This window comes from Streptomyces sp. (assembly GCF_036524955.1).
Lineage (GTDB): Bacteria > Actinomycetota > Actinomycetes > Streptomycetales > Streptomycetaceae > Actinacidiphila.
The window spans coordinates 16,038-30,482 of record NZ_DATDBG010000131.1; the positions used below are offsets into that span (position 1 = coordinate 16,038).

A 14,445-nucleotide genomic window follows, 5' to 3' on the forward strand; every position below is an offset into this window, starting at 1 on the left:
ATCAGTGGCCCGGCGGGCGCAGGACGATCCGGCGACCGTGGAACTCGCCGGCCTCCAGCCGGCGGTGCGCCTCGCCGGCCGCGCCGAGCGGCATCTCCTCGATCCGGCGGGGCTTGAGATGGCCGCCGGCCAGGAACCGGTTGGCCATGGCCGCCGCTTGCGCGAGTTCCGCGACGCTCGCGTGCGAGATGACGAAGCCGGTGATGTGCCCGTTCTTCATGTAGAGCGGTCCCACCGGCAGTTCGGAACGCGATCGGGCCCCCGCGAGCAGGACGATGCGGCCCCCGGGCGCGAGCAGGTCCACCGCCGCCGGCAGGTCGTTGGCGCCGGAGGTGTCCGCGTGCAGGTCCACACCGTCGGGGCAGGCCCGGCGCAGCAGCCGCGGCAGTTGCGGATCGCGATAGTCCAGCACCTGGTCGGCGCCGAGCGCGCGGCAGTGGTCGGCGTCGTCCGGCGTGGCGGTGGCGACGACCCGGGCTCCGGCGTGAGCGGCCATCAGCACCAGCGCGCTGCCCACGTTGCCCGCGCCGCCCGCCACCAGCACGGTCTCGCCGGAGCGCAGGTGGCCGTGGGTGAAGAGCGCCAGGTAGGCGGTGGCCGCCGGGTGCACGGTGGCCACCGCCGTCGCCGGGTCCACCGCGGGGGGCAGAGGGTAGAGCCGGTCGGCGGGCACGACGGCGCGTTCGCAGGCGGCACCCTGCCGTCCCCCGTGGCCCAGGCTGTTGCACCACACGAGGTCACCGGGCCGGAAACCGGGAGCGCCGGGTCCGGCGGTGACCACGGTGCCGACCAGGTCCCTGCCGATGACGAAGGGGAAGGTCATCGGCGTGCGGAAGACTCCCGCGCGCACCAGGGTGTCCACCGGGTTGACCGAGACCGCGCCGACGTCGACCAGGACATCGGTCGGCCCGGGCGCGGCATGGGCGATGCGGCCGTAGCGGATGTTCTCCGGCGGTCCGAGTTCGTCGATGTAGGCGGCATACATGGCGTCGATGGTTCCCGGTCCGTCCCGGCCGGACGCCGGGCGGACCGGGAGTTCGTCACGTCGGCGGCGCCGAAACGGACCGGGTGTGCCCGGGCCACCGTCGCACGGTCCGTGACGGTTGCCGGCGCCGCACCAGTGGTCCGTCCACCACCCGGCGGCCCCGGGAGGCCGTTCGCGGTCGATCCGCGCTGCCGGGTGGTGGTCCGGTCACCGTCGGCGGCCCGAGGCGGATGCTCTGCGCACCTACGCAGGCCTTGGCGCGCTTCATAGCGTGGGGAGGCCAAACGGCGGCATTCGCAATGGGGGCCAACCATGAACAGTCCCGTGCCTTTCACCGGCGACCTGGTCGCGGCGCCGGCGCCGGCGCCCCGCTCTCCCCGGTTCGACGAGGCCGTGTTCGCCGAGCTGTGTTCCGTCGTCTTCTCCCCGCTGCACCGCAGCGACCAGCGCCGCAAGGGCGCCGAGTACGTACGCGGGCTGCTGAGCGCGCGCGGCCGCAAGTCGATCCGCAAGATCGCCTCGGTGGTGGGCGGTCCGGCCGCGGGACAGAGCCTGCACCACTTCGTGGCCGGCTCGACCTGGGACTGGGACCCGGTGCGGCGGGCGCTGGCGAACCACCTGGTGCGGATGGCTCCGCCGCAGGCGTGGGTGGTGCGTCCCCTGATCATCCCGAAGGAGGGGGACCGCACGGTCGGGGTCGACCGGCGGTTCGTCCCGTCCCTCGGCCAGGTCGTCAATGCCCAGCACGCCGTGGGCGTGTGGGGCGCCTCGGAGGCCGTCAGCTACCCGGTGAACTGGCGGCTCTACCTTCCCGAGGCATGGGTCGAGGACGCGCCGCGGCGGACGCGGGCCGCGATACCGGACGAGACGGAGGTCGAGACGCTCGGCGCCTGCGTCGTCCACGCCTGCCAGACCGTCGTGCGCGACTGGTCGTTACCCGCGCGGCCCATGGTGCTCGACGCCCGCGACGGCAACCTGCTGCACGTCGTGCCCCGGCTGCACGCCGCCGGGACCGGGCTGCTCGTCCGGGTCACCGGAACGCTACCGGTGCTGGCGGTCATGCCGAGGCCGGCCGGACGGGGTGCGGCCGGCCCCCAGACGGTGTGGCAGGTCGTGGAGAGCGTCGGGCGGATGCGTCACCCGATCGTCCGGGAGGACGGCAGCACGGAGTTGGCCGTGGTGATCCCGGTGCGGCTGCCCCCGCACTTGGGCCCGTCGTCACCGGACGCCGACGAGCCCGCGCTGCACCTGCTCGCCACGGGTCGGCCCGGTGGTCCCTGGCCGCAGGAGACATGGCTGACGAACCTCGCCGATGCCCGGCCCGCCACCTTGCTGCGGCTGACCCGGCTGGTGGAGCGGGTGGAACGCGACTTCGAGGCGACGGGGGAGCAGGTGGGCATCCGGGACTTCGCCGGCCGGTCCTTCGGCGGTTGGCACCGGCACGTCACCCTTGCTTCGGCCGCCCACGCCGTAGCCGTTCTGAGCCGGACGGCGAGCCACCCGTGGGACCTTCCCGGTACGCTTCGCGCTCCTGTGGCGATGCGGAATCGTGGCGCAGCACCGCACGGATCTCCGAAAGACGCAGTGCCAGTTGGATTTCCAGGGCGCGGTGCGGTTGCTGCCAGTCGGAGCCGAGCAGATCGTTGATCCTCTCCAGCCTGCGTCCGACCGTGTTGGGGTGGACGTGCAGGCGCTGGGCGGCCTGCGAAGGGCTGGCCCCGGTGTCGTAGTACGCCTTGAGGGTGCGGGTCAGCTCGGTGAAGCGCTGCTCGTCGTAGTCGATGACCCGGCCGATCGTGGCGGTGATGAACCCCTCGATGTCGTGGTTGTCGGCCAGCAGCACACCGATGAAGCCGAGGTCGCGGGCGCTGGCGGCCTGGCCGGTGGCCCCGATGGCGGTCATCGCGTCCAGGCACCTGAGGGCTTCCTTGTACGCGTGGCTGACCGACGCCGCGTCCTGGACGGGGCCGGAGGCGCTGACGGTCACCGGGTGACCGAGGCGCGCGGTGAGCTCGGCGCGGACGTCGTGGGCGGCGGCGCTCGGGTCGGAGCCGGGCAGCAGGATGACAACGTGGTCCTGCTGGACGGTCTTCAGGCCGCGCAGCCGACGCGCGTACTGCACGGCCCAGCTGGTGATGCGCTGATGGGAGTTCTCCTCGGGGCGGGCCACGACCAGGACGTTGGGCTTGTTGAGGTCGAGGCTGAGCCGCAGGGCTCGCTGGTGCTGCCGCTGGGGCGGCCGCAGCCCTCCGATGAGCAACTCGTCGAGGAGCTCGTCGCTCGCCTGTTCCGTGGTGAGCTGCGGGGTTCTTCGGCGCAGCAGCAGGGCGGCGAACGCCTGCGCCACGATGGCCGGCCAGGTGTCGAACGGTTGTTCCGGAAGGGAGCCGAGTCTGAGCACCAGGGCGCCCAGGTACTCACCGCCGCCCCGGACCGGCGCGACCCAGGTGTTCCCACCGACCAGGGCGGGCGAGTCGGCTGCGTCCGCGTCGCGGACCGCGGGCTCGGGGACGTCACGTTCGGTCAGCGGCGGGCCGGCCGCGGCGAGCACGGTGCCGTCCGGGGCGGTCAGCCGGACCGAGCCGCCCAGCCGACGGCTGGTGGCCGATGCCAGCGCGCCCACCTCGCTGTCGCCCAGGGCGAGATCGAGCAGGTCCTTGTGCAGCAGGAACAGTTCGGTCGCCGTCCGCAGGTGCCCCTGCGCCTGCGCGGTCAGGGCGTTCGCGGAGGCCAGCGCGGTGGTCAGTTGCGTGAGGCGGGTGGTCCTGTCGACAGCCACGCCCGCCAGGTCGCCCAGCGAGCTCAGCAGGGCGACCTCGTCGGCGGTGTAGTGGCGCACCCTGCGGTCGGCCACGTACAGGGCGCCGAAGGGCGTGGTGGCGTGGCTCAGCGGGACGGTCATGATCGCCCGCAGGTTCTCCGAGCGTACGACCTCGTCGATCAGCGGGCTGTGGTTGATCTTCGGGTCGCTGAGGTAGTCGGCGGTCCAGAACGGTGCGCCGGCGGCGACCACGCTGTTGCCGAGGCCGCCTGTCCTGGGCAGCCGGAGTCCGACCGTCAGCATGGAGGTATGCCCGTCGGCGGTCCGGATGCAGAGCGTGCCGGTCTCCGGCTCCGGGATGCCGACATAGGCCATGTCCGATCCCAGCAGCAGGCGCGCCCGCCGGGTGAGCACCTTGAGCAGGGTGTCCAGGTCGGCGTGGGCGGCGATGTCGCGGGCGGTGTCGACGAGCGCCGCGAGGCCGGCTTCCCGCTGCTGGTGGCGCTTGACCTGTTCCTGAACGGTCATCCCCACGTTGCGGATGCGTTCCAGGGCGACGAGTTTCTCCCGCGAGGCGCCGGTTTCGTACGCCTGGCGCACGATGTCGTCGAACTCCTCCAGCGGCGCCTGCTTGACCACCAGGTCGAGGAGGGCAAGAGCCATGACGTCCAGCCGCCCCTGTGACACGCGCATCCCCTAACGCTCACGGTGCGAACTTGTGATCCGCTACCTTGCGATCGGCCCTCGTGTCTGGCGAACCAGATTTTCTCGCAAGATACAACCTTGGCTGCTTCTTTACATCAACTGCTCCCAAAATCAACGGAGTTGATCGATCGGCCACAGTGAGGTCCGGCGGTCCGGCGGGTTCCGCGCGGCCGTCCCGGGCGTGGCGGGGCCGTACCCGGGTCCCCGTGGTGCTCGGATCACCGCCTCGGGGCAGTCGATATGGGTGCGGGTCACCTTACGGTGCCGATGGTTCCGGAGTTAACAATTGTGGGCACCGAGCCGAGCCGGACGCCACCACCTTCCGCAGGTCAGTGGCTCCCCGTAATGAAGGGAGTCCATTTTGTCGAGAATCGCCGTGTCTGAGATCGCCGACTACCGACGGTCTCTTGCGCGTAGCCTCGCGTCGGCCCAACGCCACACCGTTCCGTCCACCTTCACCCTGGGTTCCCGCACCTGGGACCTGCTGCCGCAGGTGTTCGCACCGTCGGAGTCGCCGTCCACGAGGACCGCGCTGGAACTGCTGGGCCTGGCGGGCGACGGCGCCCGGGCCGGCGGACCGCTGCTGGAGATGGGCTGCGGCACCGGCGTCATCGCCGTGTCCGCCGCGCTGGCCGGCTGCGAGCGTGTGGTGGCCGTCGACATCAATCCGGCGGCGGTCCGCAACACGGCCATGAACGCGCGGCGCCACGGCGTGGCCGACCGGGTCCGCACCGTGCAGGGCGACCTGTTCTCCTCCCTGGCCGCGGTCATGCCGGACGAGCGGTTCGCCCAGGTCTTCTGGAGCTCCAACTACGTTCTCGCGCCGGAGGGGTTCGAGTACCGCGACATCCACCAACGGGCCTACGTCGACTCCGGCTACGCCGCCCACCGCCGCTACCTCGCGGAGGTCACCCACTGGCTCGCCCCGGGCGGGTCCGCGCTGCTGCACTTCAGCACCCGTGGCGACCTGGCGACCCTGCTCAACGTTGCGGGCGAGTGCGGGCGCGCCCTGAGCTCGCTCGGCTCGGTCACCGTCCAGGAGGGCGAGCACGAGGTCGAGCACATGCTGCTGGAGGTCACCGTGGCCGGGAACCGTCCGGCGCCGGCCCGGGCCGTGCCGGAGGAGCGGAGATGACCAGCCGTCAGACAGGCCGACGGGCAACGGCCCGTGCCCTTCGCACGCTGCTGGTGGACAACCACGACTCCTTCACCTACAACCTCCACCACTACCTGACCGAGATCGACGGGCGGGAACCGGAGGTCGTACGCAACGACGACCCGTCCTGGCGCCACGAGTTGCTGGCGGACTTCGACGCCGTGGTGATCTCGCCCGGCCCCGGCACCCCGTGGCGGGACCGCGACCTGGGCATCAGCCGCGAGATCGTACGACGGGCCGAACGTCCGACACTCGGCGTCTGCCTCGGCCACCAGGCCATCGCGGCACTGCACGGCGGCCGGGTCGACCGGGCGCCTGAGCCGTACCACGGGCGGGTCTCGCCGATACGGCACGAGGGCGCCGGGCTCTTCTCCGGACTGCCCTCCCCGTTGCCGGTGGTCCGCTACCACTCGCTGGCCGCCCGGGACCTGCCGCCGCACCTGCGGGTGACGGCCTGGACGCCGGACGGTGTCGTCATGGGCCTGCGCCACCTCGGGCTGCCGCTGTGGGGCGTGCAGTTCCACCCCGAGTCGGTGGGCGGCGCCGACGGACACCAGCTGCTGGCCAACTTCCTGCGGCTCGCCGAGCTGCACCACGCGCGCCGCGGGGGCCTCGCCCCGCGGTCGCGGCCGGTCGCGCCGAGCGCCAAGCCGGCAGGTCCCGTCACGCCGGCGGCTCAGGCCCGGACCGTTGCCCCGCGCCCCGCCGGTGCGGGACGCCGACTGCGGGTCCTGGCGCGGCAGGTGCCGGTCCGCTGGGAGGCCGAGGACGCTTTCGCCCGGCTGTTCGGCCGCAGCGACCACTCCTACTGGCTGGACAGCAGCGCCCCCGGCGGCGACCTGGGCAGGTTCTCGATGCTCGGGGACACCTCCGGGCCCTTCGGCCGGACGGTGACCGCGGACGTGTGGAGCAACACCGTGACCGTGAGGTCCCGCACCTCGTGCGAAGTGGTCACCGGACCGTTCCTCGACTGGCTGGACCAGGACCTGCGCGGGATCGTCACCGACATCCCCGCCCTGCCCTGCGACTTCGCGCTCGGCTGGGTCGGCTGCCTGGGCTACGAGCTGAAGGCCGAATGCGGAGGGGGACGCGCGCACCGCTCGTCCGACCCGGACGCCGCGCTCGTCTTCAGCGACCGGGGACTGGTCGTCGACCATGCCACGAGCACCGGGTACCTGCTGGCACTGGCCGAGGACGGCCGCGAGCACCGGGCCCGCGCCTGGCTGGAGGGCGCGGCCCGTGACCTGGCCGGCCTGCCAGGCGCCTGCCAGGCGCCGCCCGCCCGGCGGCCGGCCGGTACGCGGGTCCACGCCCGCCACGGGCACGAGGGCTACCTCGGACTCGTGGCGCGGTGCCAGGACCTGATCGCGGCCGGCGAGACGTACGAGACGTGCCTGACCAACATGCTGCACGTCCGGGCCGACCTCGACGTCTGGCAGTCCTACCGGACGCTGCGCCGCGCGTGTCCCGCACCGTTCGGCGCGCTGCTGCGGATGGGGAGCCTGTCGGTGCTCAGCACCTCGCCGGAGCGCTTCGTGCGGGTGGACCGCCAGGGCGTCGCCGAGTCACGGCCCATCAAGGGGACCCGGCCGCGCAGCCGGACCGAACAGGAGGACCGGGAGCTGGCCCGCGAACTCGGTGCCAGCGAGAAGGACCGGGCCGAAAACCTGATGATCGTGGACCTGATGCGGCACGACCTCGGCCGCTGCGCCACGGCCGGGTCGGTCGAGGCACACGACATCCTGCGGGTGGAGACCTATGCCCGCGCCCACCAGATGGTCAGCACCGTCCGCGCCCGCCTGCGCCCCGAACGCACGGCCGTCGACTGCGTAAGGGCGGCGTTCCCGCCCGGGTCGATGACCGGAGCGCCCAAGGAGCGGACCATGGCGATCCTGGACGATCTGGAGGGCGGCCCGCGCGGCCTCTACTCCGGCGCGCTGGGGTACTTCTCCCTGACCGGAGCGGTGGACCTGAGCGTGGTGATCCGCACGGCCGTCGTCACCCCCGGACTCGTCCGCTACGGGGTCGGCGGCGCGGTCACCGCCCTGTCGGACCCCGAGGAGGAGTTCCAGGAGACCGCCGTCAAGGCGGTGCCCTTCGGCTACCTGTTCGGCGCCGCGTCGCCCGGCGGCGTCTGGGCCGGGCCGGAGCCGGACGCGGTCCTCAGCCGGTGGGCCATCACCGACAGCAGCACGCGCCAGCCCTCGGCGGAACGGGTGATGTCCTGCTCCTCCACCAGCCGCACCACGTCGTCGTAGGCAACCCCCAGCCGCGCCAGGCTCCCCACGACCGACAGGGCGTCGTCGGTGCGGCCGAGCAGCGCCTCGCCGCGCGGCCGGGCGTCCCGGGCGGCCAGGCGCAGCAGGGGCGGGGGCATGGCCTGGACCGTGCCCCACGAGACGAGGCCGTCGACGTAGCGGGTATGGGGGGAGGCGGCGTCGGGAGCGTCCAGAGCGGTCCACATCAGCCGCTGCGGGCGGGCGCCCGCAGCCCGCAGCACGCGCCAGCGCCCACTGCCCAGCCGCTCCTCGTTCGCCGCGTACAGCAGCCGCGCGGTGGACACCCCCGCCGCACCCCGCAGCGCCCGGCCCTCCGCGGTGTCGGGCAGCCGTGCGTCGACCGCCACGTCGACCTCGCCGACCGGCACCGAGGCGACCGAGGCGATCGAGGCCAGGCGCAGGCCCACGGCCCGGGCCCGCTCCAGCCCCGAGAAGTACGCGTCCAGGACGCTGTGGTAGCGCTCCACGCCCGCCACGCCCACCACGTGCACGCCGATGCCCTGGGCGAAGCAGTCCCTGGCCGCGACCAGTCCCCTGGCGGTGGCCGGCAGCTGCACCAGCAGGTTGGGGCGGGCCACCGCGCGGGACAGGTCCACGGCCTCGGCGAACAGCGACGCCGGATCGCCGTCCGCCGGCCAGTCCAGCCCGCCCGAGACCAGCCCGTCCCACCCGTCCGTGGCCGTGTGCTGGCGCAGCAGCGCGTCGCAGGCGGTACGCAGGTCCTGCACGCACACCACCCAGCCCGCCGCGATGTCCGACATCTTCCCGTCGGCGAGCCGGGCCAGCTGGGGCTGGTACTCACCGGACTCCAGCGCCCGCGCCAGCGCCGAGGGCGCGAACACCGCGCCGCGCAGGAGATCCACGGCTGTCAGCGTCCGGAACCACTGGGTGCGGGTCTCGCCGCAGTGCACGCCCTGCAGCCACAGCGAGACCCCTTCGGCGGTCAACTGCTCCAAAGGCGCGGCGGCAGCCGGCGCGCCGGGATGTTCGGCCATGGTGGCCCCCTCTCATCCCCGGCCCTGTGCGTACTGACGGTTCCGCCAACCAGCCTAATTAGGGCTCGGTACCGCTTCACCAACGGGCCACGAGAATGTCAGGTACGAGCCGAAAGCGACGTGTATGGCAGGTGGGACACCGGTCCACCTGACGAAGTACCACGAAGTGTGTTGTCTCCGGCTCCCGGTCGTCCGAACATGATCCGTGAGAGTCCGGTTGACTGCCGGGACCGAGCGGCGGGGCCGTCCTGCGAGCCGCTGTCGGCTCGTGGACGGGGAATCGAGGGGGCTGCCGCCCCGGCCAGCCGTCCCGCCCCGTCAGGACCGTGCCCCGTCACGCAGCCGGCCAGCGGGCTTGAGCGGACGTCACAGGAATTCGGCACGGAACCCGACGGTTCGGCCGCGGGTTCGTCCCACCCTTCCGTTCTCGCCGAACCCCACCACAGGAGTCGTCAGTGCCAGTGGAAGAAGCCCTGCGGGATATCGTGCGGTCACGCCCGGCGGTTCAGCAGCCGGAGTGGGGCGATCCCCACGAGATGGCCAAGGTCCGTGCCGAACTGGCGGCGTGCCCGCCGCTCACCACGGTCCGCGACGTACGGCGCCTCAGCGGCCTGCTGGCCACGGTCGCCATGGGCGGCGCGCAGGTCGTGCAGTGCGGCGACTGTGCCGAGGACCCCGCCGAGTGCACACCCGGATACGTCGCGCGCAAGGCCGAACTGCTGGACATGGCCGCCCGCACCATCCGCCGTACCAGCGGCCTGCCGGTGGTACGGGCCGGCCGCATCGCCGGCCAGTTCGGCAAACCGCGTTCCCGGCCCACCGAGCGGGTCGGCGGTCGGGAACTGCCCGTCTACCGCGGCCACATGGTCAACAGCCCCGAGCCGGACCCGCACCTCAGGCGCCCCGACCCGGGGCGCCTGCTGGCCTGTCACAGCGCCGCCCGGTCCGCCATGGCCCATCTGGGATGGCTGGACTCCGGCTGCCCGCCGGTCGCCGTGCCGGAGGTGTGGACCAGCCACGAGGCGCTGCTGCTCGACTACGAGGAGCCGATGGTGCGCCCCGACGGCGAGGGCGGCCTGCTGCTGACCTCGACGCACTGGCCGTGGATCGGCGAGCGCACCCGGCACGTCGAAGGCGCCCACGTGGCCTTGCTGTCCCAGGTCTCCAACCCGGTGGGCTGCAAGGTCGGCCCGTCGATGACCCCCGCGGAACTGACCGAGCTGTGCGGTCGGCTGGACCCCCGGCGCGAGCCCGGCCGACTCACCCTGATCGCCCGCATGGGCGCCGACACCGTGACCGAGCGGCTGCCCGCGCTGGTGCGAGCGGTCCGCGCCGCGGGCCATCCCGTCATCTGGCTCACCGATCCGATGCACGGCAACACGGTGCAGACGCCCGACGGCTTCAAGACGCGGTTCGTGACCACGGTCGTCCGGGAGGTCGAGGGTTTCCTGCGGGCCGTGGAGGAGGCCGGCGGCACGCCCGGCGGTCTCCACCTGGAGACCACGCCGGACCGGGTGACCGAATGCGTGCAGGACGCGTCCGAGATCGGCCGGGTCAGCGACAAGTACACGAGTTTCTGCGATCCACGGCTCAACGTCCGCCAGTTGATGGATGTCCTGCAGGCGTGGCGGGCGGCCTGAGACCCCCAGAGGAGGCTGTGCGATGGAAGGAAGGATTGCGCTGGTCACCGGCGCCGCCGGAGGCATCGGTGGTGCCGTGGCCAGGCTGCTCGCGGAGCGCGGCGTCGTGGTCGCCGCCGTCGACCGGGACGCCGGACGGCTGGAGCAGGCCGTGCGGCAGATGACCGACAAGGGGCTGTCCGTCGTCGCGGTCCCCGCCGACGTCAGCGACAGCCGCCTTGTCGACCAGGCGGTCGACGACGTGGAGGAGCGGCTGGGCCCGGTGTCGTTGCTGGTCAACGCGGCGGGAGTGCTGCGCCTGGGTGAGGTGCGCGGCTACAGCGACGAGGACTGGCGCGACACGTTCGCCGTCAACGTCAACGGCGTCTTCCATGTGTCCCGCGCGGTCGTGGACCGCATGGTGGCGCGCCGCTGCGGCGCCATGGTGACCGTGTCGTCGAACGCCGCGTCCACGCCCCGGGCGGGGATGGCCGCCTACGCGGCGTCCAAGGCGGCGACGACCATGTTCACCAAGAGCCTGGGGCTGGAGGTGGCCAGGTACGGCATCCGCTGCAACGTCGTCGCCCCGGGTTCCACCGACACCGCCATCCTGCACTCCATGTGGCGCGACGAGAGCGACCGCAGGGCCACCCTGGAAGGCCGGCCGGAGGCGTACCGGGTGGGCATTCCGCTGGGCAAGCTCGCGACCCCCGAAGACGTCGCGGAGGCCGTCGTCTTCCTGCTGTCCGACAACGCGGGCCACATCACCCTGCACGACCTCACCGTCGACGGCGGAGCCGGCCTGGGCGCCTAGGGCCTGTCCGGCACACAGCGCCTGCCCTGCGGCGCCCGGTACGCACGCTCGCCGCGTTGTCGGGACCGTCGGAGCAGGCCCAGTACGCCCGCTACGAGGACGGCCCTCCGCCGTGCGATGGCACGCACCGGACACCGCGAGCCCCCCGTGGGCCGACGGCGCCATGTGTCAGATGTCAGACCGGCCCTGGCGCCCTGGGCCGGACGGCCCCGGGGCGCGCCGGAGACCGTCCGGTCCGCCCCGCACGGGGCGTGCGGGAGGCGTCGCGTCCGTCCGCGGGCTGACGACGCGGCACGTCCCCCACGCCCCAGCCGCCCGTCCGCCGTCATCGAGAACTCCCGGAAGGACCGCCCCATGGCAGGTATACCGACCATCGCCCCCTACCCGCTGCCGCAGCCGGGCGCGCTGCCGCACAGCACGGCCCGCTGGCGGCTGGATCCGCGCCGCGCGGTCCTCCTCGTCCACGACGCGCAGGAGTACTTCCTGCGCCCTCTGCCCATGGAGCTCCGCGTCCTGATCCAGCGCAACATCGCCCTGCTGCGGCGGTGGAGTGCCGACTCGGGGGTGCCGGTGGCCTACACCGCGCAGCCGGGTGACATGACCGAGCAGGACCGCGGCCTGCTCGCGGACTTCTGGGGGCCCGGTATGCGCGTGACGCCGGCCGACCAGGCGGTCCCCGACGCCATCCGGCCGCGCCCGGGCGACTGGGTGTTCACCAAATGGAGGTACAGCGCGTTCTTCCGCACCGGGCTGCTGGAGCGGATCCGCGAGTCCGGCCGTGACCAGCTGGTGGTCTGCGGCGTCTACGCCAGCATCGGGATCCAGACGACCTGCGTGGACGCGTACTCCCACGACATCCAGCCGTTCCTGGCCGGGGACGCGGTCGCCGACTTCACCGAGCGCGATCATCTGGCCGCCCTGTCCTACGTGGCCGCACGCTGCGGCGTGGTCCTGGCCACCAAGGAGGTGCTGGGATGAGCCCCGACCCCCTGGAGCGGGTGCTCACCGGCGACGCGCCGGCGTTCGCCCTCCTGCACCGCCCCGCGCGGCAGGGGCAGGGCACCGTGGACGTGCTCGTCGGCGACATCACCGAGCTGTCCCGCCTCGCCGAGGTGCCGCTGTCCGAGCGTCCCGCCGTCGCCGGGCGGGCCCGTCACGAGGCGCTGGTGCTCGTCCCGTACCGCCAGCTGAGCGAGCGCGGACTGGCCGCCGTGGACGACGGCACGCCGCTGCTGGCGCTGGTGGTGACCGACCAGGCGGCCGTACCGCTGGCCGAGGTGGCGGCCCGGATCCCCGACACCCCGATCCGCATGTCACCGGGCCGTTTCGACCTCGACGACGAGGCCTACGCCGCCACGGTGCGCCGCATCGTCGAGAACGAGATCGGCACGGGGGAGGGCGCCAACTTCGTCATCAAGCGCTCCTACGTCGCCGAACTGGAGGACTTCGGGCCGGCCGGCGCGCTCACCTTCTTCCGCCGGCTGGTGGAGCAGGAGAGCGGCGCCTACTGGACGTTCGTCGTGCACACCGGCACTCGCACCCTGGTCGGCGCGACGCCGGAGCGCCACATCAGCGTGCACGGCGGGCAGGCCGTGATGAACCCGGTCAGCGGCACCTTCCGCTATCCGCGGTCCGGACCCACCGTGCCGGACGTCCTGCGGTTCCTCGCCGACGTCAAGGAGGCCGAGGAGCTGTACATGGTGCTCGACGAGGAACTGAAGACGATGGCCCGCGTCTGCGAGTCCGGCGGGCGCGTCGTGGGCCCGTACCTGAAGGAGATGGCCCGCCTGGCGCACACGGAGTACTTCATCGTGGGCCGCAGCGACCGCGATCCGCGTGACATCCTGCGCGAGACGCTGTTCGCCCCCACGGTCACCGGCAGCCCCGTGGAGAGCGCCGGCCGGGTCATCAGCCGCTACGAGCCGCAGGGCCGGGGCTACTACAGCGGGGTGGCCGCCCTCATCGGCTGGGACGAGCACGGCCGGCGCAGCCTGGACTCGGCGATCCTCATCCGCACCGCCGACATCGACGCCGCCGGGCGGATGCGGATCGGGGCCGGGGCGACGCTGGTCCGCCACTCCGACCCGGCCTCGGAGGTCGCCGAGACGGAGGCGAAGGCCGGCGGGCTGCTGGCCGCCCTGCGCGGGGGCGGGCCCCGGCTCGGGGACCACCCCGGCGTGCGCTCGGCCCTCGAACGGCGCAACGAACGCCTCGCCGCGTTCTGGCTCGCCCCCCACGAGGAGCGGGCCGCCCGGCACCCGCTGCTGGACGGGCGCCGGGTCCTCGTGGTGGACGCGGAGGACACGTTCACCGCGATGATCGGGCACCAACTGCGCTCGCTCGGCCTGGAAGTGACCGTCCGCCGCTTCGACCAGCCGTACACCAGCGACGGGTACGACCTGGTCGTGCTGGGCCCCGGCCCCGGCGATCCGCGCGAGACCGGCCATCCCAAGATCGCGCATCTGCGGTCCGCGGTACGGCGGTTGCTCGACGGGCGGCGGCCCTTCCTGGCGGTCTGCCTGAGCCACCAGGTCCTCTCCTGCGTGCTGGGCCTGGAGGTGGTGCGCCGGGCGGAGCCCGACCAGGGGGTCCAGCGGGAGATCGACTTCTTCGGCTCGAAGGAGAACGTTGGTTTTTACAACACCTTTGCCGCGCGCTCCGCCCACGACAAGGCGGACGTCTCCGGGGTGGGTGTGGTCGAGATCAGCCGGGACCCCGTCACCGGTGAGGTGCACGGCCTGCGCGGCCCGCACTTCGCGTCGACACAGTTCCACGCCGAGTCGGTCCTGACCCGCGACGGCGTCCGCGTCGTCGGGACGCTCCTCACCGAACTGCTGGGCGACGGCAGCCCGACGCCGGCCTGACCGCCGCCCGGAGCGGTGCCCCCGACCCCGCGCGCCGCGGGGCAGGGGGCACCGGCGTTTGCGCCTGCCGCCGGGTACGGTCCGGTGCGCGCCGACGGTGGGTCCGCGGGCTGCTTCGGCCGCCCCGTACCCCCGGTGCGGGTGCGCGAGGCGCGCTGTGCGTTACGGGTGTGTGCGCGCACGAATGCCGGTACCGGGAGCACGGGATGCCCCGGCCACCGGCACAGGGGTGAGCGGACGTCGGCCCGCGGGCCCGGCGCGACCGCT

At 73.2% G+C, this 14,445-nt stretch carries 8 protein-coding genes and 2 pseudogenes; 7 read left to right on the forward strand and 3 right to left on the reverse strand.

What is annotated here, in order from left to right; translation table 11 throughout:
• Position 1: 1 nt before the first annotated feature.
• Positions 2-985 (reverse strand): NADPH:quinone reductase, encoded by a 984-nt coding sequence (locus tag VIW71_RS10940; protein ID WP_331621901.1) that lies wholly within the window; start codon positions 983-985, stop codon positions 2-4.
• 312 nt (positions 986-1,297) lie between these two features.
• On the opposite strand from VIW71_RS10940, the pseudogene VIW71_RS10945 reads away from it, so the two are divergent.
• Positions 1,298-2,473 (forward strand): annotated as a pseudogene (locus VIW71_RS10945) (IS701 family transposase); the annotation flags it as partial.
• Here the strand turns inward: VIW71_RS10945 and VIW71_RS10950 are convergent.
• On the reverse strand, positions 2,430-4,439 hold the full coding sequence (locus VIW71_RS10950; protein WP_422664580.1) for a helix-turn-helix domain-containing protein: 2,010 nt from the start codon (positions 4,437-4,439) through the stop codon (positions 2,430-2,432). The pseudogene VIW71_RS10945 and the gene VIW71_RS10950 overlap by 44 nt on opposite strands.
• Before the next feature lie 388 nt (positions 4,440-4,827).
• Between VIW71_RS10950 and VIW71_RS10955 the strand changes: the two genes are divergently transcribed.
• Both VIW71_RS10955 and pabB read left to right on the forward strand, forming a co-directional pair.
• Positions 4,828-5,586: a 50S ribosomal protein L11 methyltransferase gene (locus tag VIW71_RS10955; RefSeq protein ID WP_331621903.1), complete on the forward strand. Its 759-nt coding sequence runs from the start codon at positions 4,828-4,830 to the stop codon at positions 5,584-5,586.
• Complete coding sequence (gene pabB / locus VIW71_RS10960; protein WP_331621904.1) at positions 5,583-7,865, forward strand: aminodeoxychorismate synthase component I; 2,283 nt, start codon at positions 5,583-5,585, stop codon at positions 7,863-7,865. The genes VIW71_RS10955 and pabB overlap by 4 nt, the downstream gene beginning before the upstream one ends.
• On the opposite strand, the pseudogene VIW71_RS10965 reads toward pabB, so the two are convergent.
• A pseudogene (locus VIW71_RS10965) lies at positions 7,853-8,881 on the reverse strand (transaldolase family protein); the annotation flags it as partial. The gene pabB and the pseudogene VIW71_RS10965 overlap by 13 nt on opposite strands.
• Positions 8,882-9,342: 461 nt before the next feature.
• Between VIW71_RS10965 and VIW71_RS10970 the strand changes: the two are divergent.
• From VIW71_RS10970 to VIW71_RS10985, 4 genes are all read left to right on the forward strand, one after another.
• Complete coding sequence (locus VIW71_RS10970; protein ID WP_331621908.1) at positions 9,343-10,521, forward strand: 3-deoxy-7-phosphoheptulonate synthase; 1,179 nt, start codon at positions 9,343-9,345, stop codon at positions 10,519-10,521.
• Between the two features lie 22 nt (positions 10,522-10,543).
• Positions 10,544-11,314, forward strand: a complete 771-nt coding sequence (locus tag VIW71_RS10975) for a 2,3-dihydro-2,3-dihydroxybenzoate dehydrogenase (RefSeq protein ID WP_331621905.1) — start codon at positions 10,544-10,546, stop codon at positions 11,312-11,314.
• Positions 11,315-11,668: 354 nt separating this feature from the next.
• Complete coding sequence (locus tag VIW71_RS10980; protein ID WP_331621906.1) at positions 11,669-12,292, forward strand: isochorismatase family protein; 624 nt, start codon at positions 11,669-11,671, stop codon at positions 12,290-12,292.
• Positions 12,289-14,178 carry an anthranilate synthase family protein gene (locus tag VIW71_RS10985; RefSeq protein WP_331621907.1) on the forward strand — a complete coding sequence of 630 codons (1,890 nt, stop codon included), beginning with the start codon at positions 12,289-12,291 and terminating at the stop codon, positions 14,176-14,178. Before VIW71_RS10980 ends, VIW71_RS10985 begins: the two co-directional genes overlap by 4 nt.
• Positions 14,179-14,445 lie beyond the last annotated feature (267 nt).

Coding starts and splice junctions, on each gene's coding strand:
- VIW71_RS10980 (WP_331621906.1), top strand. CDS start 11,669: ATGGCAGGTATACCGACCATCGCCCCCTACCCGCTGCCGCAGCCGGGC.
- pabB (WP_331621904.1), top strand. CDS start 5,583: ATGACCAGCCGTCAGACAGGCCGACGGGCAACGGCCCGTGCCCTTCGC.
- VIW71_RS10985 (WP_331621907.1), top strand. CDS start 12,289: ATGAGCCCCGACCCCCTGGAGCGGGTGCTCACCGGCGACGCGCCGGCG.
- VIW71_RS10950 (WP_422664580.1), bottom strand. CDS start 4,439: ATGCGCGTGTCACAGGGGCGGCTGGACGTCATGGCTCTTGCCCTCCTC.
- VIW71_RS10940 (WP_331621901.1), bottom strand. CDS start 985: ATGTATGCCGCCTACATCGACGAACTCGGACCGCCGGAGAACATCCGC.
- VIW71_RS10975 (WP_331621905.1), top strand. CDS start 10,544: ATGGAAGGAAGGATTGCGCTGGTCACCGGCGCCGCCGGAGGCATCGGT.